The organism is Halomonas sp. SL18_1, assembly GCF_055755715.1.
This window is the reverse complement of the sequence record NZ_JBVTRK010000001.1, coordinates 313573-335446: the sequence shown is the minus strand read 5'-3', so window position 1 is coordinate 335446 and position 21874 is coordinate 313573. Positions and strand designations below refer to the sequence as shown.

Here is a 21874-nt window from a genome sequence, read left to right as displayed (position 1 = left end):
GGCTCCTTAGAGAATCAGGTGGGCGATGAAGGCCGAGGAGACGAAGGTGCCGGTGAACACCAGCAGCGAGACGATCACCAGTTTCCAGCCGGTCTGCTTGAACATGGTGAACTCGCGGCCGGTGAGCGCCAAACCGGCATAGGCCAGCACCGGGGTGACCACGGCCAGGAAGTCGACGTGGGAGAGCCGCTCGACGATCCAGGCGTTGCCGGGGAAGAACGGCAGGGTCATCAGGATACTGACCAGCGAGACCCAGGCCACGCTGGGCAGATAGAAGGGCACGACCCGGGCGATGCCCAGCCCGATCATCACCATGACATAGAGAATCACCATGCCCGGCAGCGCCTGATGCAGCGGGGCGCCGTTGACCACGTTGGCGATCCACGCCGCCAGGCACACGGCGGCCAGCAGCAGGGCGGTCTTGCCGAGCTGATTCTCCGGGCGCAGCTCCTGGAGGGCCTCGGCGTCGAAGGGTGCGGTGGTATCAGTGGATTTCATTGCGGGCCTCCTTCAGGGTATCGCCGGCCAGGCGCTTGTAGAGCCATTCGGCCACGGGGAGTGCGATGAACAGCGAGACATAGAGTCCGGTGGCGTAGGTCAGCAGGTTGCTGGCGCCGGAGAAGGCCAGCAGCTCCTCGCGCATGTGGGGCACGGCCTCGGCCAGGGCGCCGGAGCAGGCGGCCACCATGCTACCGCTGCCCACCCCGCAGGCCATGGCCAGGGCGCGCACGTCGATGATGTCCAGGGAGGCAATGAAGCCCGCCATCAGGGCGAAGTAGAGGGTGCCGAACATGGTGCCGACCACGTAGACGCCCATGATGCCGACCCCCTCGGGGCTCTTCAGGCCGTATCTGTCGGAAATGATGGCGATATTGGGCTCGCGGGCGATGGAGTAGGTGGCGCCGATGGCCTCCCGACGCATGCGCAGCACCAGCACCGCGAACGGCAGGGCCAGCAGCATGGTGCCGAGGTTGCCCAGCTCCTGGAGCACCAGCGCCGGACCGGCGGCGATGATCTGCTCGATGGCCGGGCCGATGGTGGAGCCGAACTTGGCGATGAAGGGCAGCACGGCGATCAGGATCAGCGGGCTGGCGGCGTCGCTCACCCGCTTGGGGATGACCCGCTCCATTCGCTTGAACAGGTGGGGGTTGAGCAGCACCCCGATGATGAAGGCGTAGAACAGCGGCAGCAGCAGCAGGGTGCCGGGCCCTAGAGGAATGCGCAGGATGCCGATCCACTCGGCGAACAGCGACGCCAGGATCACCGTCAGGTGCAGGCGCCAGTTCAGCAGCAGTTTCATGTCCATGGGGTTGTCCTTGTTGGTGTGGGGACACCCCTGAGTATCGAAAGGACCGTGTTTCAATGGTAGCCGCTTCGTGTTCTAACAATGGCAACACGCGCCGCCGGGGGATCAGACTTGCCCATAGCGCCCAGCCTCCTCGCCCAGCCAGCGGCGGATCAGCGGCCGGCTGGCCTCGGGGTGGGTCGCCAGCAGCGCCTCGGCCAGGGGGGCGACGCGCTCCAGCAGGTCGGCGTCGCGCTCCAGGTCGGCGATCTTCATCTGGGCCAGGCCCGTCTGGCGGGTGCCCAGCACCTCGCCGGGGCCGCGCAGCTCCAGGTCCTTCTCGGCGATGCGAAAGCCGTCGGTGGTCTCGCGCATCACCGCCAGGCGTTCCTTGGAGTGGGCCGACAGCGGCGGATGATAGAGCAGCACGCAGAAGCTCTCGGTGGCGCCGCGGCCGACCCGGCCGCGCAGCTGGTGCAGCTGGGAGAGCCCTAGCCGCTCGGGGTTCTCGATGATCATCAGGCTGGCGTTGGGCACGTCGACGCCCACCTCGATCACCGTGGTGGCCACCAGCAGGTCCAGCTCGCCGGCCTTGAAGGCGTCCATCGTCTCGGCCTTCTCGGCGGCCTTCATGCGCCCGTGGACCAGGCCGATGGCCAGTTCCGGCAGCGCCTCGGTGAGCTCGTCCCGAGTGGCCTCGGCGGCCTGGCACTCCAGCGCCTCGGACTCCTCGATCAGGGTGCAGACCCAGTAGGCCTGGCGCCCCTCGGCGCAGGCGTGGCGAATGCGCTCGACCACCTCGGGGCGCCGCTCGTCGGGCAGCGCTACCGTCTTCACCGGGGTGCGACCGGGGGCAGCTCGTCGATCACCGAGACGTCCAGGTCGGCATAGGCGCTCATCGCCAGGGTGCGGGGAATCGGCGTGGCGGTCATCACCAGCTGGTGGGGCGTCAGGCCGCCGGCCTCGCCCTTCTCACGCAGCGCCAGGCGCTGGTGCACCCCGAAACGGTGCTGTTCGTCGACGATGGCCAGGCCCAGGCGCTCGAAGTGCACGTCGCCCTGGAAGAGCGCATGGGTGCCCACCACCATGCGGATGCGGCCGTCCTGGATCGCCGCCTTGGTGTCCAGGCGCGCCTTGCCCTTGAGCTTGCCGGAGAGCCAGCCCACCTCGATGCCGAGCGGCTCGAACCAGGCGCGAAAGGCGCGATAGTGTTGCTCGGCCAGCAGCTCGGTGGGGGCCATCATCGCCGCCTGGCAGTCGCCGGCGATGGCGGCCAGCGCCGCCATGGCGGCCACCACTGTCTTGCCGGAGCCCACGTCGCCCTGCACCAGGCGCAGCATGGGTACCTCCCGGGCCAGGTCGGCGCCGATCTCGTCCAGCACCCGGCGCTGGGCGCCGGTCAGCGAGAAGGGCAGCTGGGTGAGAAAGCGCGCCTGCAGGCTGCGCCCCGAGGGCAGGGCGGGGCGCCGTCCTCCTGAATCTTCAGGCGCACCGCCTGCAGGCTGAGGCGATGAGCCAGCAGCTCCTCCAGGGCCAGGCGCCGGGTGGCCGGGTGGCGGCCGCCGGCCAGGGTCTCGGGGTCGACCTCCGGCGGGGGTGGTGCAGCACTCGCAGGCAGTGATGCAGCTCGGGGAGCCGGAAGCGGCCGCGCAGGTCGGCGGTGAGCCAGTCGGGAAGCGCCTCGGGATGGGCCTCGAGGCGCGCCAGGGCCTGGTCGATCAGTGAGCGCAGGCGGGTCTGGTGGAGCCCCTCGGTGGTGGGGTAGATGGGCGTCAGGTGCTCCTCCACCGGCGGCGCCTCGGCGCTGAGCAGGCGGTACTCGGGGTGGTAGAGCTCCAGGCCGGTGGCCCCGGCGCGAGCCTCGCCGAAGGCGCGCACCCGGGCGCCGGGGCGGAACTGCTGCTGCTGGGCCGGCGAGAAGTGGAAGAAACGCAGGCTGAGGATGCCCGAGCCGTCCCGTAGCCGCACCAGTAGGCTGCGGCGGCGGCCGCGCACCACGTCGCTGGCCGTTACCTCGCCCTCCACCACCGCCTCGTGGCCGGCCCGCAGGGTACAGATGGGCGTGATGCGGGTGCGGTCCTGATAGCGCAGCGGCAGATGGAACAGCAGGTCGGCCACGCTTTCCACGCGCAGGCGCGCCAGCTTGGTGGCCAGCGCCTCGCCGACGCCCTTGAGGTCGGTAACCGGCGCGTCGAGCGCAGAGCGATCGGTGCTCATGCCGGCTCGGGCAGCGCCTCGTGGCACCGGGCGATGGCCGCGGTGAGGGTATCGATGGCCTTGGGGCGCGGGAAGCTGGCACGCCAGGCGATGGCCACGGTGCGCGATGGCGCCGGTTCGCTGAAGGGAAGGCTGACCAGCAGGCCGCTCTCGTAGTGGCCGGTGCCGATGGCCGAGCGCGGCAGCACGGTGATGCCCAGCTTGGAGGCCACCATATGACGAATGGTCTCCAGCGACCCGCCCTCGGCGGTGAGGGTGTTATGAGGACTGTTGAGCTTGTGGCTGATCGCCGGGCAGGCCTCGAGGATCTGGTCGCGGAAACAGTGCCCCTCGCCGAGCAGCAGCAGGCGTTCGTCCAGCAGGTCCTCCTTGTCGATGGTGGCGCGCTGAGCCCAGGCGTGGTCGGCGGGGATCAGTACCTCGAAGGCTTCGTCGTAGAGCGGCTTGGTGACCACGTCGGTCTCGGTGAAGGGCAAGGCAATGATGATGGCGTCGAGCTCGCCGCTCCTGAGCTTGCGGCGCAGGTTGGCGGTGAAGCCCTCTTCGATGTAGAGCGACATCTGCGGGGCACTGCGCGCGAGCTCGGGGACCAGATGGGGGAACAGGTAGGGGCCGATGGTGTAGATGGCGCCGATGCGCAGGGGGCTGGCCAGCTGGTCCTTGCCGGCGTTGGCCAGCTCCTTGATCACGCTGCTCTGTTCCAGCACGCGCTGGGCCTGCTCGACGATCTTCTCGCCCAGCGGGGTGACCTGGACGGTGGACTTGGAGCGCTCGAACAGCGCCACGCCCAGCTCTTCCTCGAGCTTCTTGACCGCCACCGAGAGGGTGGGCTGGGACACGAAGCAGCGCTCGGCGGCGCGGCCGAAGTGGCGCTCCTGAGCCAAGGTTACGATGTAGCGAAGTTCTGTTAGAGTCATGATGGTGCCCGCGGGCATCCTCTCGAAGGATGGATGAGGTTTTTCCAATAGGGACTTTTTATCAGGGGGCGAGAGAAAGGTGAAGAATACGACGCTTATTCTAGGCTGTGGCGATATCGGCATGGTGCTTGGCCGCGAACTGATCGAGGCCGGTCACCGGGTCATCGGCGCCCGCCGCAGCGCGGCGGCGCTGGCGGGGAGCGGCATCGAGCCGCTGGCCCTGGACCTCAACGACGAAACCGCCCTGGCCGCGCTGCCGGATGCCGACTTCGTGGTCTATGTGCTCAGCGCCGACCGCTTCGAGGAGGCCGCCTACCGCGCCGCCTACCCGGACGGGCTCAAGGCGGTGCTGCGCACCTACGAGGGGCGCGACAAACCGCCGCAGCGCATCCTTTTCGTCTCCTCCACCAGCGTCTACGGCCAGAAGGAGGGGGAGCGGGTCGACGAGCAGAGTCCGGCTGAGTCCGCCGGCTTCTCGGGCGTGCTGATGCGTGAGGCCGAGCAGGCCCTGCACGACAGCCCGCTGGCCGGCAGCGTGGTGCGCTTCTCGGGCATCTACGGCCCGGGCCGCGACCGGCTGATCCACCAGGTGCTCGAGGGACGCATCGCGCCCAAGGCGCCGCCCATGTACTCCAACCGCATTCACCGCGACGACTGCGCCGGGGTGTTGGCCCACCTGATCGCCATGAGCGAGGCGGGCAAGCCGCTGGACGATCTTTACCTGGCCAGCGACTGCGACCCGGCACCGCTCTATGAGGTAATGGCCTGGATGGCCAAGCTGCTCAAGGTGGAGCCCACCGAGGTGATCCAGGCGCCGCTGCGCAAGCGCGCCAGCAAGCGCTGCGACAACGGCCGGCTGCTGGCCACCGGCTACGCCTTCCGCTACCCCAGCTACCGCGACGGCTACGCCCAGGTGATGCAGCTGGGCGGCTTCTTGCCGGAGCCGGTGTGATGGCGCTGGCGGGTATTTCTGGTTCTTTGCACTGTAGCGTGAACACGCTTGGCAAGCATTAAGGTGGGAGGCCGCGGTTCGACGCCTCGACTCTGCCAGCGGTTCGACGAAGGCGCCCCATGGGTAGCGCTGCGCGCTACTTCGCGAGCTGAAGCTCCCTCCCACAAGGCCCATTCTCGCCAGTCTGCGATGAACCTTATCTGAGCTGCCGGTGGTAGCCCAGCGTCAGGGTCTCGAAGCCGTCGTTGGGGGCCTTGATCCCGGCGTTGGAATAGTGGGTAAGGCTCAGCGCCAGCTCGCCCTGGCCCAGAGGTAGCCCCAGGGCCAGGCGGTCCTGGAACTGGAAGGCGCTGGCCAGCTCGCGGGTTTCCAGACGGGTGCGGTAAAACAGCGCCGCGCCGATGCCTGCTTCCAGGAAGGGGCGCCGCTCGCTGGCAAAGGTCCAGCGCAGTGTGGGGCCCAGCAGCCAGGCGGCGTTGTCGTCGCCGTCATCCCCGGGCAGGAGTACCAGCCCGGTCCCCAGGCGCAGCCCAAGCCGTTCATGGAGCCGGGCCAGGGGGAGCGGCCAGGCGATCTCGGCCTGCAGTGCCGTGGTGGACTCGCTGGTGGCGCCCGCCGCCACGCTGATCTCGGCGTTAGCCAGGGCGTCGGCGCTGAGCGCCATGGCCAGGCCGGTAAGCAGTCCAGCACCCAGGCGGCGCAATGGCGACATTCCCTTCCCTCCGAGGTGGCGAGCGTTTCAGCTCCCGCGCGAGCGAGCCAGGCTGGCATAGCGGGCGCCGTGCTGATCGACGATTGAGTGAATCAGCTCAATCTGATGATAGGCCCATTCCAGGCGAATGTCCGGCAGCCGCTCGCTGTCGAATCGCCTGGCGCGTCGCAGCAGGGTGACGTGGGGGACGAAGCGCGCTGGCGGGTCGCCATGGCCGAGCCCTGTCAGGTCGTGCCACAGCTGCCGGTGCAGGGCCTGCAGCGGCGGATCCTTTGCCTCGCTCCCGACCCAGACGATTCCCGGTCGGCGGAAATGGCCCCAGGCATCGAGCCGCCAGCACCCCGGGGGAGCGGCCAGGCCGCTAACCCAGTCGATCAGCTCGCCGGTCTTGGCCTCCTCCACCTCGCCGAGAAAGGCCAGGGTCAGGTGCAGGCCCTCGTCGGGCATGCGCCGCCCGCCGCAGCGGGCCTGGGCGACATCGGCCAGCTCCCCCAGCCGCTCGCGCAGCGCCGGCGGCGGCATCAGCGCCAGAAAGAGCCTCATCGTGATACCCCAGAATCCGCCTCTTCTAGTCGCCGATGACCATTACTGCCTCCGCCTCGAACTGCGCCCCCTTGGGCAGCGCCTTCACGCCCACCGCGGCGCGGGCCGGGTAGGGCTTGGCGAAGAACTCCTCCATCACCTTGTTGACGGCGGCGAAGTTGTCCAGGTCCACCAGGTAGAGGTTGAGCTTGACGATTTCGCCCAGCGAACCGGCGGCCTCCTCGCAGACGGCCTGGAGGTTGGTGAACACCTGGCGGGCCTGGGCCTCGATGTCCTCGGAGACGAGCTCCATGGTGGTCGGATCCAGGGGGATCTGGCCCGAAAGGTAGACGGTGTTGCCGGCCTTGATGGCCTGGGAGTAGGGGCCGATGGCGGCGGGCGCCTTCTCGGTGTTGATCACGGCCTTGTTGCTCATGATGGCTCCTTGCGGCGTTAGCGCTACAGGGTCAATCGATACGCCCGCCCGCTGCCGGCGACAGCGGGCGGGCTCGAGGGGAATCAATTGCCGACGCGACTGATCTTGCCGACGTGGGACAGGTTGCGAATACGCTTGATGATGCGCGCCAGGTGCACGCGGTTGCGCACCGCTAGGGTCAGGTGGACGATAGCCAGGCGGGCGTCGCGCTCTTCGATGCCGATGCGCTCGATATTGGCATCGGCATCGGTGACCAGGCCGGCCAGCTCGGCCACCAGGCCGCGGCGACTCTCGATCTCGAGACGCAGCGCCACCGGGAAGTCCTCGCTATTGTCCTCGGACCACTCCAGCGGGAACAGCTTGTCCGGGTCGCTCTTCAGCTCGTCGAGGTTGCGGCACTCGTCGCGGTGCACCACGATGCCCTTGCCCACCGAGAGGTGGCCGATGACCGGGTCGCCGGGCAGCGGATGGCAGCAGCGGGCGAATTTGATCACCATGCCCTCGGCGCCACTGATCACGATGGGACCTTGGGACCTAGTGGCCTGGCGGCGGGTGTCGTCCTCGCTGCCGTGCAGCAGGTCGATCAGGCGGCGGGCCACCACGTAGGCCACCCGGGTGCCGAGTCCGATGGACTCCAGCAGGGCATCCTCGTTCTTCAGCGACAGCTCCTTGAGCAGCCGCGGCAGCAGGCCGTCGGGTAGCTCCTCCAGGCTGGTCTCGAACTCGGCCAGCGCCTTGTTGAGCAGGCGATGGCCCAGCTGCACCGCCTCGGTGTGCTGCTGGTGCTTCAGCGCATGACGAATCGCCGAACGCGCCTTGGCGGTCACCACGAAGTTGAGCCAGGCCAGGTTGGGGCGGGCTCCCGGGGCGGTGATGATCTCCAGGGTTTGACCGCTCTCCAGGCGGGTGGAGAGCGGGGCCAGGTGGCGGTCGATGCGACAGGCGATGCAGCTGTTGCCGATATCGGTGTGCACGCTGTAGGCGAAGTCGATCACCGTGGCGCCCTGGGGCAGTTCCATGATGTCGCCGCGGGGCGTGAAGACGTAGATATCGTCGGGGAAGAGATCGTTCTTGACGTGCTCGATGAACTCCAGCGAGTCCCCGGCATGGCGCTGCATCTCCAGCAGCCCCTTGACCCAGGCCCGGGCCCGGGCGTGGCTGCCCTCGGCGATGGGGTGATCGGTCTGGCCCGCCTTGTAGAGCCAGTGGGCGGCGATGCCGTTGTTGGCCATGGCCTCCATCTCGCGGGTACGGATCTGCACCTCGATGGGCATGCCGCCGGCGCCGAACAGGGTGGTGTGCAGGCTCTGGTAGCCGTTGGCCTTGGGAATGGCGATATAGTCCTTGAAGCGTCCCGGCACCGGCTTGTAGAGGTTATGCACCACGCCGAGGATCCGGTAGCAGCTGTCGACGTCCTCGGTGACGATACGAAAGCCGAACACGTCCATGATCTCGGCGAACGGCTTGCGCTGGTCGCGCATCTTCTTGTAGATCGACAGCAGGTGCTTCTGGCGCCCCACCACGGTGCCGGCGAGTCCCTCGTCGTCGAGGCTCTGCTGCAGGGTGTTCTGCACCTGGCGGATCGCCGAGCGGCGATGGCCACGGGCGCTGGAGACCGCGCGCTTGATGCGCTCGGCGCGCATCGGGTGCAGGGCCTGGAAGGAGAGGTCTTCGAGTTCGACACGAATGGTGTTGATACCCAGCCGGCTGGCGATACGGGCGTAGATCTCCAGGGTCTCGCGGGCGATGCGGCGCTTCTTCTCCGGGCGCAGCGCGCCCAGGGTGCGCATGTTGTGCAGCCGGTCGGCGAGCTTGACGATGATCACCCGGATGTCCCGGGACATCGCCAGCACCATCTTCTGGAAGTTTTCGGCCTGGGCGACCGCCTTGTCCTCGAAGGTGATCTGGGTCAGCTTGGAGACCCCGTCGACCAGTTCCGCCACCGGCTTCCCGAACTGCTCGCCGAGCGCCTCCTTGGAGACGCCGGTATCCTCGATCACATCGTGCAGCATGGCGGCCATCAGGCTCTGATGGTCCATGTGCATGTTGGCCAGGATATTGGCCACGGCGAGGGGGTGGGTGACGTAGGGCTCGCCGGAGCGCCGCCGCTGGCCATCGTGGGCCTGCTCGGCGTAGTAGAAGGCGCGCTTGACCTGCTGGATCTCGTCCGGGGAAGATAGCCGCCGAGTCGGTCGGCCAGGTCGTCGATGGTGAACATTAGCGCGCCTCGAATGCTGACTTACTCCTCGAGGGCGATACCCGGCTCGCCTTCGTGGCGAATCCTGACCGGCGCTTCGATGGGCTCATCCAGTACGCTGTCGTCGACCAGGCCGGCGGCGATCTCGCGCAGGGCCATCACGGTGGGCTTGTCGTTCTCCCACGGCAGCTGGGCATCGCGGGAGCCGCGCGCCAGCTGGCGGGCGCGCTGGGTGGAGATCATCACCAGCTGGAAACGATTTTCGACGTTTTCGAGACAATCTTCGACGGTGACTCGCGCCATGTGGGTCTTCCTGAAAGCTGAGGGCGTCGCCAGCTGCGGCCGACGACGCCGAGAATAGTGCGGGATAGTCTAGGTTACTCGACGCCCGGCGGCTGTGACAAGCACGGGTAGGCCCTTGCGTCGCTCGCCGCAGAGCTGTCGGCCTGCTTGCGCTCGGGTCAGGATAGCAGCGCCGCCAGCAGCGGGGCGTGGCCCTCTTTGACGCGGGCCAGCGTCAGGCGGCGGCTGATGACCAGCGACTGCAGCTCGCGCAGGGCGGTGGTGAAGTCGTCGTTGATCACCAGGTAGTCGTATTCGTCGTGATGCGACATCTCGCTGACCGCATCGCGCATGCGCCGGGCAATGGTGGCGTGTTCGTCGGTGCCGCGGCTGGCCAGGCGGCGTTCCAGCTCCTCGCGGGAGGGCGGCAGGATGAAAATCGAGACGGCATCGGGCATCTGCTGACGCACCTGGCGTGCCCCCTGCCAGTCGATCTCCAGGATCACGTCCTGGCCGGCGGCCAGCATCTTCTCCACCGCCGGTCGCGAGGTACCGTAGTAGTTGTCGAACACCCGGGCATGCTCGAAGAACTCGCCGCGTTCGATCATCGCCTCGAAGGTTGCCACGTCGACGAAGTGGTAGTTGACGCCATCTACCTCGCCTTGGCGGCGAGCGCGGGTAGTGTGCGACACCGAGACCTGAATCCCGTCGAGGCTTTCGACCAGCTCACGCACCAGGGAGGTCTTGCCGGCGCCGGAGGGAGCGGAAATGATGAAAAGCGTACCTTCAGACATGAGCATGCGTCCCTGATGTGGCGACGAGTGTTGGAGCGACTGCAGGAAAAGGCGGAGTATCGCACGAATTCACCGCCCGCTGCAGGGTGTTTGCGCCCTTCGTCGGGCCCCTGCCGTCATCCGTCGCGGCTCATCCGCTCGCCCGGGCCACTTTCTGTCCATGCCAGGCCGCGGCAAGCCACAGCGGCAGGCTGAGCCCGCCATACAGCAGCGCCAGCCATGGCCGTTCGATGGTGATCAGATACAGAATCTCGAGGCTGAACAGCGAGAAGGTGGTGAAACCGCCGCAGAAGCCGGCCACGAGAAAGGGCTGCCAGCGCGCCACGCGGCCCTGGGTATGGCGGCTCCCGAGGGTGGCCAGCCAGGCGATCAGCCAGGAGCCGACGACGTTGACGATCAGCGTGCCCCAGGGGAACAGCGGGCCGAAGGCCGACAGCGAGCCCACCGACACCAGGTAGCGCAATACGCTGCCAAGGGCGCTGCCCAGGCCGATGGCCAGATAGGGGTACCAGCGGGTCATAGGCTGCTTCCTCCCAGCCACCAGCCCAGGCTCGCCATCGCCAGGCCCGCCAGGCAGGTCGCCAGGACGTTGCCCAGGGAGCGGCGTGGATGGCCGCCCTGCCACAGGCCGAGGGTCTGCAGGCTGAAAGAGGAGACGGTGGTGTAGCCGCCGAGCAGGCCCACCACCAGCGCCAGCCAGGCGGAGGAGAACTCGATGGTGGTGGGGATGCCCAGTCGCGCGGCGAGCCAGCCCGCCAGCAGGGCCCCGGTCAGGTTGACCGCCAGGGTGCCCCAGGGAAAGCGCACGCCGAGCCAGTGGGCGAACAGTTGGGTCACGGCCAATCGCCCCATCCCGCCCAGCGCCCCTCCCACGGCCACCAGCAGCAGGCTGGATGCTTCGACTCCCATGGCGTGCTTCCTCTCGATGGCTCGTTAGCAAGACTCTCCGGTATCGGCTGGGGCAGCGCGACTCGATTCACTCGATATTCTGGATCTGCTCGCGCATCTGCTCGATCAGCACCTTGAGCTCCACCGCGCAGCGGGTGGTGTTGGCCACCACCGACTTCGAGGAGAGGGTGTTGGCCTCGCGGTTGAGCTCCTGCATCAAGAAGTCCAGGCGCCGGCCCATGGGGCCTTTCTGGCCCAGCTGGCGCTCGACCTCGGCGACGTGGGTCTCCAGGCGGTCGAGCTCCTCGTCGACGTCGGCCTTCTGGGCCAGCAGCACCAGCTCGGCCTCCAGGCGCTGGGGGTCGAGCTCGGCTTGGACCGCTTCCAGGCGCTCGAGCAGCTGGCTGCGCTGGTGCTCCAGGATCAGCGGCATCAGCCGGCGCACCTCGGCGACCTGCTCGCGAATGCCGGCCAGGCGGTCGCGGATCAGCGCGGCGAGCTTGTCGCCCTCCCGCGCCCGGGCGTCGATCAGCTCGCCCAGGGTGGCCCGGAAGAGTGCGGCGGCCTCGGCCTTGACGGCGTCCAGGTCGAGGGCTTCGCTCTCCAGCACGCCGGGGTGGTCGAGTAGCGCCAGGGCATCGGGCATGGGCGCCTGGGGCAGGGCCTGGCGGACGTCCCCCAGGGCGGCCGCCAGGGCGGTGAGGCGTTCCCGGTTGATTGTGAGCGTCTCGTTGGCGCTGGCCGGCTCGAAGCGCAGGTTGCACTCTACCTTGCCGCGGGCGAGACGCGAGCGCAGCGCCTCGCGAAAGGCCGGCTCCAGGTCGCGCAGCGCCTCGGGCAGGCGGAAGTGCGGCTCGAGATAGCGCTGGTTCACCGAGCGCAGCTCCAGCTGCAGGCTGCCCCATTCGGCCTCGCGGGTCTGGCGGGCGAAGGCGGTCATGCTGTGTACCCGGGTGCTCTGCTCAGCCATGGCGATTCCCCTTGCGTGTCGAACGACGGCCCATCGATAGGTCAGGGGGCGCAGTGTAACCGATTCGGTGGGCCGAACGTGTAGAATGGCGACCACTCCGTTGCCGGGGCGCCGCTGTGCCCAGGCGCCGTGCGCCCGGCACCTCACGTCTCACCGATTCAGAGAGGACACATGGCTTCCGACCTCAAGCGCCCCAGCGGCCGCCGGCCCGACCAGCCCCGCGAGATTCGCCTGACCCGCGACTACACCCGCCATGCCGAGGGCTCGGTGCTGGTGGAGTTCGGCGACACTCGGGTGCTGTGCAATGCCAGCGTGGAAGCCGGTGTGCCGCGCTGGCTGCGCGGCAAGAAGCAGGGCTGGGTCACCGCCGAGTACGGCATGCTGCCGCGCGCCACCCATACCCGCGGCGGCCGCGAGGCGAGCCGCGGCAAGCAGGGCGGGCGGACCCTGGAGATCCAGCGGCTGATCGGTCGCTCGCTGCGCGCGGCGGTGAATCTCAAAAAGCTCGGCGAATTCACCATCACCGTGGATTGCGATGTCATTCAGGCCGACGGCGGCACCCGCACCGCCGCCATCACCGGCGGCTGCGTGGCGCTGATTGACGCCCTTCGCTACCTGCAGCGCGAGAAGCTGATCAAGGGCGACCCCTTCGTGCAGCTGATCAGCTCGGTGTCGGTGGGCATCTTCAAGGGCGTGCCGGTGGTCGATCTGGACTATCCCGAAGACAGCGGTGCCCACACCGACATGAACGTGGTGATGGCCGAGCCGGGCGGGCTGATCGAGGTGCAGGGCACCGCCGAGGCGGGCACCTTCTCGCGCGGCGAGCTCGACGCCATGCTCGACCTGGCGGAAAAGGCCGGGGCCGAGCTGTTCGACCATCAGCGCGAAGCGCTGGGCATTCGCCGCTAAACAGAAACGCATTGCGCCGGCCTATCAAGGCCGGCGCAATGCCTTCCGGCCGGGGCCGGAGCGGCGACGAAGGGAGCGGGCTCAGAGCGTCAGGTCATACTCGACGATCAGCGGCGCGAACTCCGAGAAGGTGGCGTCGTAGTCGATCCAGGCGTCGACCACGTGGCGGCGGAAGTTGGGGCCGACGATCTGGTAGTCGATGCGCCAGCCGTCCTGGCGCGACCGCGGCACGTCCTGATCCAGTTCGGGCCACCAGGTGTACTCGCCGGCGTCGCGGTTGATCTCGCGGAAGGTATCGATAAAGCCGGTAGGGCCGAACACCTGATCCATCCAGGCGCGCTCCTCGGGCTTGAAGCCGGGTGTGGTCTGGTTATCGGCCCAGTTGGCCAGGTCGATGGTCTTGTGGGCGATGTGCCAGGTGCCGCAGATGATGTACTCGCGCCGCTTGCGGGCCATCTTGGTCAGGTATTCCTGATACTGCGCCATGAAGGTCTGCTTGGCGGCGTAGTCGCTGCCGTCGGGCATCAGGAAGCTGACGATGCTGAAGCGGTCGTAGTCGGCCTGAAGGAAGCGCGCCTCATGGTCGCACTGGGGAAAGCCCAGGCCGTACATGATGGCCTTGGGGATCTTGCGGCAGTCAGAGCCCCACCCCGGAGAAGCCGTCCTGCTCGGCGTCGAGGAAGTAGCCCTCGTAGCCCTCCGGATAGAGGATGCTGTCGTCGAGCTCGAAGCTCTTGGCCTTGAGGTTCTGGACGCAGACCACGTCGGCGTCCTGGTTGGCCAGCCAGTCGAGAAAGCCGCGGCCGACAGCCTCGCGGATTCCATTGACATTGATGGTAGCGATTTTCATACATGGTCCCTTTAACGTCGCGCGTGTATGATACCCGACGTTTCGACGTTTGGGTAAATGGCCCGTTTCGATAAACGTGATAGGGCCATTGCACTGGCGGTATCAGGGGTAGCAAAAGCGAGGGGAAACGCCGTGGCGGTCAGTATGCAAGCCTACCAGCGAGAGTTCATCGAATTTGCCATCGAGCAGGGCGTGCTGAGCTTCGGCGAGTTCACCCTCAAGTCAGGGCGTGTGAGCCCCTACTTCTTCAACGCCGGCCTGTTCCGCACCGGCGGCGCTCTGGCTCGGCTGGGCCGCTTCTATGCCAGCGCCATCGTCGACAGCGGCCTGGAGGTCGACGTGCTGTTCGGCCCGGCCTACAAGGGCATTCCCCTGGCCTCCACCGCGGCCGTGGCGCTCGCCGATCATCACCATCGCGACCTGCCTTTTGCCTTCAACCGCAAGGAGGCCAAGGACCACGGCGAGGGCGGCAATATCGTCGGCGCCGAGCTGGCGGGACGCATCCTGATCATCGACGACGTGATCACCGCCGGCACCGCCATTCGCGAGGTGATGACGCTGATCGATGCCGCCGGTGCCGAGGCGGCCGGGGTGGTGATCGCCCTGGATCGTCAGGAGCGGGGCGCGGGCGAAGCGGACGCGAATGGCCAGAGTGCCATCCAGGAAGTGGAGTCCCGCTATGGCATGCCGGTGGTCAGCATCGTCACCCTGGACATGGTGCTCGCCTACCTCGAAGAGGCCGGCGACGAGTGGCTGGCCGGGCACGCCCCGGCCATTCGCGCCTACCGCGACCGCTACGGGGTCGCGGCGGGCTAACGGAGCGGGCAAGGAGAATGGCGCAGTCCCTGCGTATCATAAGGAGCCTTTGATGAACGTTTTGACACGATCCCTTGGCACGGTGACCCTGGCCGGCGTGGCACTGCTCAGCGCCGGCGCCGCCCAGGCCGTCGGCAGCCTGGAGCTCAACCTGGGGCCCCACGCGGTGCAGTTCGAGGCCCAGGGCGAAGTGACCCAGGGCATCACCCTGGGCGGCGGGGTGCTACACAGCGAATATCGGCGCGATGCCACCGTTTTTCATGCCCAACTGATGGGCGTGCAGCACAGCCGCGAGCGCGACATCGGCATCGGCGCGCGCTGGACCCAGTATGACACCGACTATGGCAAGGGCGGCGGCCTGGGCCTGGGCGGCTACGGCTATGTCTACCTGCCGCAGATGCCGGAGGTCTCGCTGGGCGGCTACGGTTTCTACACCCCTGGCGTGGCCGCCAGCCGCGACCTGGACGACGGCTACGAGGTCGGCGTGCGTGCCCGCTACGCTTTCGCCCCCAACGTCGACGGCTATGTCGGTCTGCGCCAGCTGGGCGCCGACTTCGATCGCGACCGCGGCACCCGCACCCTGGATCGCGGCGCTCAGGTCGGCGTGCGCCTGCGTTTCTGAGCCGCTTCGGCGTCACCTGTCGCCGAGGATCGCGGGCCCCGTCACGGGGCCCGCCTGCGTTTCACCGGGCCTTCTATCGGAACCGCCATGCTTGATGTCGTTCTCTACCAGCCCGAGATTCCCCCAACACCGGCAACCTGATCCGGCTGTGTGCCAATACCGGCTTTCGCCTGCACCTGATCGAGCCGCTGGGCTTCGTGCTGGACGACAAGCGGCTGCGCCGCGCCGGGCTCGACTACCACGAGTGGTCGGCGCTGCGCGTGCACCGCGACTGGCCGGCCTTCCTCGAGGCGGTGAAGCCCGGGCGCGTCTTCGCCGTGTCCACCCGCGGGCGCACCGGGTATCATGAGCCGGCCTATCGCGAGGGCGACGTGCTGCTGTTCGGTCCCGAGACCCGCGGGCTGCCCCAGGCGCTGCTCGATGCCCTGCCCGAAGGACAGCGCCTGCGCATCCCCATGCTGGCCGAGAGCCGCAGTCTCAATCTTTCCAATGCCTGTGCGGTGATCGTCTTCGAGGCCTGGCGGCAGCTGGGCTATGCCGGCGCCGCACAGGTGGATCTGCCGAGGAAGCCCCGATGACCCCGACCATTGCCAGCCGCATCGCCCGGCTCAACCCCCGCCAGCAGGAGGCGGTGCGCTATATCGACGGCCCCTGCCTGGTGCTGGCCGGCGCGGGGTCGGGAAAGACCAGCGTGATCACCACCAAGATCGCCTACCTGGTGCAGGAGTGCGGGATGAGCGCCCGGCGCATCGCCGCGGTGACCTTTACCAACAAGGCGGCGCGGGAGATGAAGGAGCGGGTGGGGGAGATGCTCAAGGGCAAGCAGGGCCACGGGCTGACCGTCTCCACCTTCCACACCCTGGGGCTCAATATCATCCGCGGCGAGCTCAAGGCGCTCGGTTACAAGCCCGGCTTCTCGCTGTTCGACCCCGAGGACGCCAAGGCGCTGCTGCGCGACCTGATGAACAAGGACGCCCAGGTCGACGCCGAGCAGATCAACGCCGTCCAGCAGCAGATCTCGGCGTGGAAGAACGATCTGGTGCTGCCGGGCCAGGCACTGTCTCACGCCGGCAGCGATGACGAGCACTATGCCGCCCGGGTCTACGAGGCCTATGTGCGCCACCTCAAGGCCTACAATGCGGTGGACTTCGACGACCTGATCCTGCTGCCGGTGGTGCTGCTGCGCGACGACCCGGAGGCGCTGATGCGCTGGCGTCGCAAGATCCACTACATGCTGGTGGACGAGTATCAGGACACCAACGTCTCCCAGTACCTGCTGGTCAAGCTGCTGATGGGCGAGCGTGCCACCTTCACCGTGGTGGGCGACGACGACCAGTCGATCTACGCCTGGCGCGGCGCGCGTCCCGAGAACCTGGTCACCCTGGGCGAGGATTTTCCGCGGCTCAGGGTCATCAAGCTGGAGCAGAACTACCGCTCCACCGGCACCATCCTGCGCGCTGCCAATACCTTGATTGCCAACAACCCCCACGTCTACGAGAAGACCCTGTGGTCGGAGATGGGCCAGGGGGCGCCGATCCGCGTGGTAGTCAACCGCCATGAGGAGGCCGAGGCCGAACGGGTGGCCAGCGAGATCCTGACGCGGCGGATCAAGGAGCGGGCCGAGTGGCGCGACTTCGCGGTACTTTACCGCGGCAACTTCCAGGCCCGGCTGCTGGAGCTGAAACTCCAGCACTACCAGATCCCCTACAAGCTCTCCGGCGGCACTTCCTTCTTCTCGCGCAACGAGATCAAGGACGCCATGGCCTACCTGCGCCTGCTGATCAATCCCGCCGACGACAACGCCTTCTTGCGCATCGTCAACGTGCCGCGCCGGGAGATCGGCCCCGGTACCCTGGAGAAGCTCGCCAACTATGCCAACGGCCAGACCACCGGTCGCGGCATCTCGCTGTTCGCCGCCTGCCACGAGCTGGGCCTGGCCGAGCAGCTGCCGACCCGGGCCGTGGAGCGGCTGGGCCGCTTTACCCACTTTATCGACGGAGTGCGGCGGCGCATGGACGGCGGTGACGCCATCGCCGCCATTCGCGACATGCTGCGCGAGATGGACTACGAGGCCTGGCTCTACCAGAACGCCAGCGCGCCGACCATCGCCGAGCGGCGCATGGCCAACGTCTGGACCCTGATCGATCAGCTGGAGAAGTCCATGAACCGTGAGCCCGAGGACGATGCGGCCGCCGAGGCGGGCGAGACCGACGACGTGGAAGCGGCGATCTCCCGGCTGGTATTACGCGACATCCTCGAGCAGCAGGCCGAGGAGGACGACACCGACAAGGTGCAGCTGTTGACCATGCATGCCTCCAAGGGGCTGGAGTTCCCCATGTCTACCTGATGGGCCTGGAAGAGGAGCTGTTGCCCCACCGCAACGCCATCGAGGTCGGCACCGTGGAGGAGGAGCGCCGCCTGGCCTATGTGGGCATCACCCGCGCGCGGCGCACCCTGACCCTGACTCTGGCCCGCCAGCGCAAGGCCTTCGGTGAGCTGATGGACTGCGCGCCGAGCCGTTTTCTCGACGAGCTGCCGGGCGACGACCTGGAGTGGGAGGGGCGGCCGGACCGCGAGGACCCCGAGAAGAAGCAGGCCCGCGGCCAGGATGCCATCGCCGGGCTGCGCTCGCTGTTAGGCTGAGGGCTCTTTATTGGGCTGAGGGCGCTCCATGCAGCGCAGGGCCCTGTGAAGGCTCAAACGCAAGGCCGTTGCGACCCATGCAAAACGGGGCGCCCTCAGGCGCCCCGTTCGTCTTGCTGCGACTCTCGATTTAGCGAGTCGGCTCGACCAGATAGTCGGTGGCGGCACGCACCTCGTCATCGGAGAGGTTGGCGTGGCCGCCCTTGGGCGGCATGGCGCCGATGCCGGTGATGGAGTTCTCGTAGAGGGTCTCCATGCCCTTCTCCATGCGCTCGGCCCAGTGGTCGTCGTTGCCACGAATCGGGGCGCCGGCGGCACCGGTCATGTGACAGGCCATGCACGCTTGGTTGTAGATGGCCTCGCCGTCGATACCGGCCCATGCCGGCTCGTCATCGTCCACGGCGGCCTCTTCGGTCGCGGCCGCTTCCACGGCTTCGTCCTCGACCGCTTCATCGGCTGCCACGGCGGCGGCTTCGGCTTCCTCTTCCAGCGCGCCCTCTTCGGTCACCGCCTCTTCGTCAGCCGCGGGCGCCTCCTCGGCAGGGGCTTCCTCCGCCGGGGCCTCGTCCTCGGCGACATCCGGCACGTCCATCACCGGCTCGAGCAGGTAGGCGGTGGAGGCGGCGACTTCCTCGTCGGAGAGGTTGGGATTGCCGCCGCGGGCCGGCATGGCGCCGATCCCGTTGATGGAGTTGGCCAGCAGCTCGTCCCAACCCTTGTCGAGGCGGTCGGCCCATTGCCCCTCGTTGCCGCGCACCGGGGCACCGGCGGCGCCGGTCTCGTGGCAGGCCATGCACACCCGGTTGTAGATCTCGCCGCCGTCGATGCCGTTGGCGTCGGCGACGTCATTGCCATTGGCCGGAGCGGCGGCGGTGCCGCAGTCTTCGCCCTGCAGGCACAGTTGGCCGGCCGGCTTCAGGCGCTCGGCAATGGCATCGCGGTCCACATCGGCCAGCGCGGACGAGGCGCCCGTCGTCAGGCCCAGGGTGGCCAGGCACCCCATGATCAGCTTGCTGGATTTCACTCTCACCACCTCTTGACGGTCCTGTAATCGAATTCTGTTCGTGGCGACGTCATCGTCGGCATCGCGACAGCCGAGGGATGCCATGATGCGCACAGTGCGCCCCAGTATACCGACAACCCAAACCGCTGGAAAACGCCGCTGCCTACGCCTTTGGCATCGAAGCGATATTGTGGCACACCCGGGCGGCCGTTGGCGCGCCCGCTGGCAGGTGCTGTCGGCGGCGGGGTATCGTGAGTCGGACATAACCCCGGCATGACGCAACGACGAGGCGACTGGCGTGAACGATTTCCCCCTCCCCGATGCCCGACCCTGTCACGCCGCTGCCCTGTCTCGGCGTTGCGCTGGCGCAGATGATCGACGGCCCGGTGATGACGGGGCCGGTGATTCGCCGCGCCCGGCAGGCGGCTGAGGCCGGCCATGCCTCGGCTTCTTCCAGGCAGCCGGTGGGGCGGCGTGCGTCGGCATGGCCACCTGGGGCTTGCGGTATGCGCGCTGCTGGCCTGGTCGCTGCTGGGCCAGGACGCGGCCGGCCTGCTGTTCCTGCCGGTCTGGGGAGTTGCGGCCCTGCTGATCGCCACCGGCAGCCTCGAGGCGGCGCGGCTGAGGCGCCGGGCCTGGCTCGGCCAGTATCTGCGCGACGACTCTCCCTGGCATGGCTGGCTGCGCGGCGGGCTGCTGATGCTGATCCGCCATCAGCTGCTGGGGGCCGGGCTGGCGCTGCTGCTGGTGGTGAAACTCCGCCTGCTGCCACCGGTCTATTGGGCGCCGCTGCTGGCCGGTGCGTTGGGGATGGTGGCGCTACGACACCTGCTGTGCCGCCGCCTGGGGCGCCATGTCATCGCCGCTTACCTGCCGGCGGTGACGCGCCGGCTGGTGGTGTGGCCGACGGCGAGCCTGGTGACCCTGGCGCTGGTCGGCCAGGCGCTGTGGCGTCCGCAGCCCTACCTGGTCGGGCTGGGCTGGGAGCAGGCGCTGATTCGTCACGTGCCGAGCGGTGGTGACAGCCTGCTGGCACTCGGCGAGCGGCTTGCCGAGGCCGTGACCCTGACCCAGTACTGGGCCATGCAGAACGCCGCGGAGCACCCGGCGCTGGGCGAGGGGCTGGTGCTGCTGGGCTGGGTGCTGCTGCTGTTGACCCAGAGCGCCTTCGCCTGGGCCTATGTGCGCCTGCTGGTGGGCGCCGACCGGCTTGCCGCCGGGGCGGGGCCGGCGACCGGCCGGCCGCCGCCATAGCGGGGGAGGCGCGCCACGCGGAACGGAGGGGTTGCCATGCCATCGATCGTCAAGGGGGCCACGCCGGGCACCACCGCCGGCACGGGGCGCTGGCGCTTCGCCGGCTGGCGCCGCTGGGGGCTGTCGCTGCTGATGGTCGGCCTGCTGTTGCTGGCCCTCGATCAGGGGCGTCGGCTGCTGCCCTCGGAGAGCGAGGCGCCGCTGTTTCGGGTGGTGGTGGGCGGTGAATCCCTGATCCTGGATGCCGATGCCCACGCGGCCTTCAACCGCGACCTGGCCGGCTTCGCCGCCGAGTTCGATGCCAGCCTGCAGCAGGAGCTGGCGCCCTGGCTGGCGCCGCGGCTGACGGCGGCCTTCGCCCCCCTGGAGGAGGCCGTGCCCGCCTACTTCGACTGGTACTTCTCGCTGCGCGGCAGCTACCTGCGGCTGGGCATGGCGATCGCCGGCGATCTCGACGACTGGCTCGAGGCCCGGCTGCACCGCCACCTTGTCGAGCAGAGCGGGATCGAGGCGTCGCTGGTCGCGCTCCAGGCCGACTTCGCAACACGGCTGGCGCAGGCCCAGCGGGAGCAGGTCGCGGCGCTGGAGCAGCGCCTGCATGCCCGCTATGTCGGACGACAGGCCACCGCGTCCACCGCCGAGCCCGGCCCTGTCATCGACCTGGGGCTGGTTTTCGACGAGGCCCTGCACGATAGCCTGGATCGGCTGCGCTGGAGCACGGCAGGTACCGGCGGGGCGCTGGGCCTGGTGGCCGGTCGCGCCCTGGCCCAGCGGTTCGCCGCCGGGGCCGCCGCCCAGAGCGCCAGGGTCGCCCTGGGCGGGTCGCCGCTCGCCTGGGTAGCCAGGCCTCACGCTCCCTGGTCACCGGTGCCACCGCCGGGGCGGCGGCCGCACCCACGGGGCCCGGAGCCCTGGTGGCGGGCACGGCCGCGGTGGCGGTCTCGCTGGCCAGCTTCGCCGGCACCGAGTACGCGCTGCTCAAGGCCGAGGAGACGCGCTATCGCCCGGCCATGGAGGCGGAGCTGCTGGACGAGGTCGCGCGGGCCCGGGAGGAGGTCGGCGAGGCCCTGGAGGCCCGGGTATCCGCCAGTGCCGCCACCCTGGTGGCCAGGCTGGAGCGGACGATGGGCCAGGCGGAAACCGACGCCGAGGTGCCCGACGCCTACCGGATCTTCGGCCGCGGCTCATGAGTGCCGCAACCGCCCGCGGCGGGGCTCGCCGAGTGCCAGGCTGGACAGCCGGGCCCTGGCCAGTTACGATATTGCCGCTTCACGCCAAGCGTGGGGCATGCGCCCGTAGCTCAGTTGGATAGAGTATCGGCCTCCGAAGCCGAGGGTCGCAGGTTCAAATCCTGCCGGGCGCGCCACGAATCCCAAAAGGGGCCTACGACACCGTCGTGGGCCCCTTTTTGACTTCTAGCTAAGAAGCTGCATCGTTCCAGTTCCTCCGCTAGAAGAGCAGCAGCGTATCGTCGACAAGGTCGACGAACTGATGGCCCTATGCGACCAGCTCAAGGCCCGCCTCGGCGAGGCCGGCGAGACCCGTACTCACTTGGCCGAGGCGGTGGTGGAGCAGGCGGTGTCGTAGGAGATGTCGACCACAGCA

At 68.3% G+C, this 21874-nt stretch carries 19 protein-coding genes, 1 tRNA gene and 5 pseudogenes; 10 read left to right on the top strand and 15 right to left on the bottom strand.

Going from position 1 to position 21874, the window contains the following annotated elements; all coding sequences use genetic code 11:
• Positions 1 to 6: 6 nt before the first annotated feature.
• The 4 genes and pseudogenes from ACSJDS_RS01730 to ACSJDS_RS01715 all read right to left on the bottom strand — a co-directional run bounded on the left by ACSJDS_RS01730 (position 7) and on the right by ACSJDS_RS01715 (position 4419).
• The gene (locus ACSJDS_RS01730) at positions 7 to 498 is read right to left on the bottom strand and encodes a hypothetical protein (RefSeq protein ID WP_473031860.1); all 492 of its coding nucleotides are present in this window, start codon (positions 496 to 498) and stop codon (positions 7 to 9) included.
• A complete protein-coding gene (locus ACSJDS_RS01725; RefSeq protein ID WP_473031859.1) occupies positions 485 to 1306 on the bottom strand; it encodes a DUF3100 domain-containing protein in 822 nt (273 codons plus the stop codon). The genes ACSJDS_RS01730 and ACSJDS_RS01725 overlap by 14 nt, the downstream gene beginning before the upstream one ends.
• Before the next feature lie 105 nt (positions 1307 to 1411).
• Positions 1412 to 3502 (bottom strand): annotated as a pseudogene (gene recG / locus ACSJDS_RS01720) (ATP-dependent DNA helicase RecG).
• Complete coding sequence (locus tag ACSJDS_RS01715; protein ID WP_473031858.1) at positions 3499 to 4419, bottom strand: LysR substrate-binding domain-containing protein; 921 nt, start codon at positions 4417 to 4419, stop codon at positions 3499 to 3501. Before ACSJDS_RS01715 ends, recG begins: the two are co-directional and overlap by 4 nt.
• 79 nt (positions 4420 to 4498) lie before the next feature.
• On the opposite strand from ACSJDS_RS01715, the gene ACSJDS_RS01710 reads away from it, so the two are divergent.
• On the top strand, positions 4499 to 5371 hold the full coding sequence (locus ACSJDS_RS01710) for an NAD(P)H-binding protein (RefSeq protein ID WP_473031857.1): 873 nt from the start codon (positions 4499 to 4501) through the stop codon (positions 5369 to 5371).
• 196 nt (positions 5372 to 5567) lie between these two features.
• Here ACSJDS_RS01710 and ACSJDS_RS01705 read toward each other — a convergent pair whose 3' ends face one another.
• The 9 genes and pseudogenes from ACSJDS_RS01705 to ACSJDS_RS01665 all read right to left on the bottom strand — a co-directional run bounded on the left by ACSJDS_RS01705 (position 5568) and on the right by ACSJDS_RS01665 (position 12172).
• Positions 5568 to 6083: an acyloxyacyl hydrolase gene (locus tag ACSJDS_RS01705; RefSeq protein WP_473031856.1), complete on the bottom strand. Its 516-nt coding sequence runs from the start codon at positions 6081 to 6083 to the stop codon at positions 5568 to 5570.
• A 27-nt stretch (positions 6084 to 6110) separates the two neighbouring features.
• Entirely contained in the window at positions 6111 to 6626 is a 516-nt protein-coding gene (gene thpR, locus ACSJDS_RS01700) for an RNA 2',3'-cyclic phosphodiesterase (RefSeq protein ID WP_473031855.1), read from the bottom strand.
• Between the two features lie 25 nt (positions 6627 to 6651).
• Positions 6652 to 7041, bottom strand: coding sequence for a RidA family protein (locus tag ACSJDS_RS01695; RefSeq protein ID WP_473031854.1), 390 nt, complete (start codon positions 7039 to 7041; stop codon positions 6652 to 6654).
• Positions 7042 to 7124: 83 nt separating this feature from the next.
• A pseudogene (locus ACSJDS_RS01690) lies at positions 7125 to 9259 on the bottom strand (RelA/SpoT family protein).
• Between the two features lie 21 nt (positions 9260 to 9280).
• Entirely contained in the window at positions 9281 to 9541 is a 261-nt protein-coding gene (rpoZ, locus tag ACSJDS_RS01685; RefSeq protein WP_473031853.1) for a DNA-directed RNA polymerase subunit omega, read from the bottom strand.
• A gap of 158 nt (positions 9542 to 9699) precedes the next feature.
• Positions 9700 to 10314 (bottom strand): guanylate kinase, encoded by a 615-nt coding sequence (gene gmk, locus ACSJDS_RS01680; protein WP_473031852.1) that lies wholly within the window; start codon positions 10312 to 10314, stop codon positions 9700 to 9702.
• 130 nt (positions 10315 to 10444) lie between these two features.
• On the bottom strand, positions 10445 to 10834 hold the full coding sequence (locus ACSJDS_RS01675) for a fluoride efflux transporter FluC (RefSeq protein ID WP_473031851.1): 390 nt from the start codon (positions 10832 to 10834) through the stop codon (positions 10445 to 10447).
• Positions 10831 to 11223, bottom strand: coding sequence for a fluoride efflux transporter FluC (locus ACSJDS_RS01670; RefSeq protein WP_473031850.1), 393 nt, complete (start codon positions 11221 to 11223; stop codon positions 10831 to 10833). The genes ACSJDS_RS01675 and ACSJDS_RS01670 overlap by 4 nt, the downstream gene beginning before the upstream one ends.
• A 67-nt stretch (positions 11224 to 11290) precedes the next feature.
• Entirely contained in the window at positions 11291 to 12172 is an 882-nt protein-coding gene (locus ACSJDS_RS01665; protein WP_473031849.1) for a YicC/YloC family endoribonuclease, read from the bottom strand.
• A gap of 171 nt (positions 12173 to 12343) precedes the next feature.
• On the opposite strand from ACSJDS_RS01665, the gene rph reads away from it, so the two are divergent.
• A complete protein-coding gene (rph, locus tag ACSJDS_RS01660; protein ID WP_473031848.1) occupies positions 12344 to 13081 on the top strand; it encodes a ribonuclease PH in 738 nt (245 codons plus the stop codon).
• Positions 13082 to 13162: 81 nt separating this feature from the next.
• On the opposite strand, the pseudogene ACSJDS_RS01655 reads toward rph, so the two are convergent.
• Positions 13163 to 13931 (bottom strand): annotated as a pseudogene (locus tag ACSJDS_RS01655) (exodeoxyribonuclease III).
• A 144-nt stretch (positions 13932 to 14075) separates the two neighbouring features.
• Between ACSJDS_RS01655 and pyrE the strand changes: the two are divergent.
• From pyrE to rep, 4 genes and pseudogenes are all read left to right on the top strand, one after another.
• Positions 14076 to 14747 (top strand): orotate phosphoribosyltransferase, encoded by a 672-nt coding sequence (pyrE, locus tag ACSJDS_RS01650; RefSeq protein WP_473034947.1) that lies wholly within the window; start codon positions 14076 to 14078, stop codon positions 14745 to 14747.
• A 52-nt stretch (positions 14748 to 14799) separates the two neighbouring features.
• Positions 14800 to 15369 carry a YfaZ family outer membrane protein gene (locus tag ACSJDS_RS01645; RefSeq protein WP_473031847.1) on the top strand — a complete coding sequence of 190 codons (570 nt, stop codon included), beginning with the start codon at positions 14800 to 14802 and terminating at the stop codon, positions 15367 to 15369.
• An 87-nt stretch (positions 15370 to 15456) separates the two neighbouring features.
• Positions 15457 to 15947 (top strand): annotated as a pseudogene (gene trmL / locus ACSJDS_RS01640) (tRNA (uridine(34)/cytosine(34)/5-carboxymethylaminomethyluridine(34)-2'-O)-methyltransferase TrmL).
• Positions 15944 to 18012, top strand: a pseudogene (gene rep, locus ACSJDS_RS01635) (DNA helicase Rep). The pseudogenes trmL and rep overlap by 4 nt, the downstream one beginning before the upstream one ends.
• A gap of 130 nt (positions 18013 to 18142) precedes the next feature.
• Here rep and ACSJDS_RS01630 read toward each other — a convergent pair.
• Entirely contained in the window at positions 18143 to 19036 is an 894-nt protein-coding gene (locus tag ACSJDS_RS01630; protein WP_473031846.1) for a c-type cytochrome, read from the bottom strand.
• A 453-nt stretch (positions 19037 to 19489) separates the two neighbouring features.
• On the opposite strand from ACSJDS_RS01630, the gene ACSJDS_RS01625 reads away from it, so the two are divergent.
• From ACSJDS_RS01625 to ACSJDS_RS01610, 4 genes are all read left to right on the top strand, one after another.
• On the top strand, positions 19490 to 20269 hold the full coding sequence (locus ACSJDS_RS01625; protein ID WP_473031845.1) for a hypothetical protein: 780 nt from the start codon (positions 19490 to 19492) through the stop codon (positions 20267 to 20269).
• A gap of 36 nt (positions 20270 to 20305) precedes the next feature.
• A complete protein-coding gene (locus ACSJDS_RS01620) occupies positions 20306 to 21568 on the top strand; it encodes a hypothetical protein (protein WP_473031844.1) in 1263 nt (420 codons plus the stop codon).
• Positions 21559 to 21635: transfer RNA gene (locus tag ACSJDS_RS01615), tRNA-Arg, on the top strand. Before ACSJDS_RS01620 ends, ACSJDS_RS01615 begins: the two co-directional genes overlap by 10 nt.
• A 65-nt stretch (positions 21636 to 21700) precedes the next feature.
• Entirely contained in the window at positions 21701 to 21856 is a 156-nt protein-coding gene (locus ACSJDS_RS01610) for a hypothetical protein (protein WP_473034946.1), read from the top strand.
• Positions 21857 to 21874 lie beyond the last annotated feature (18 nt).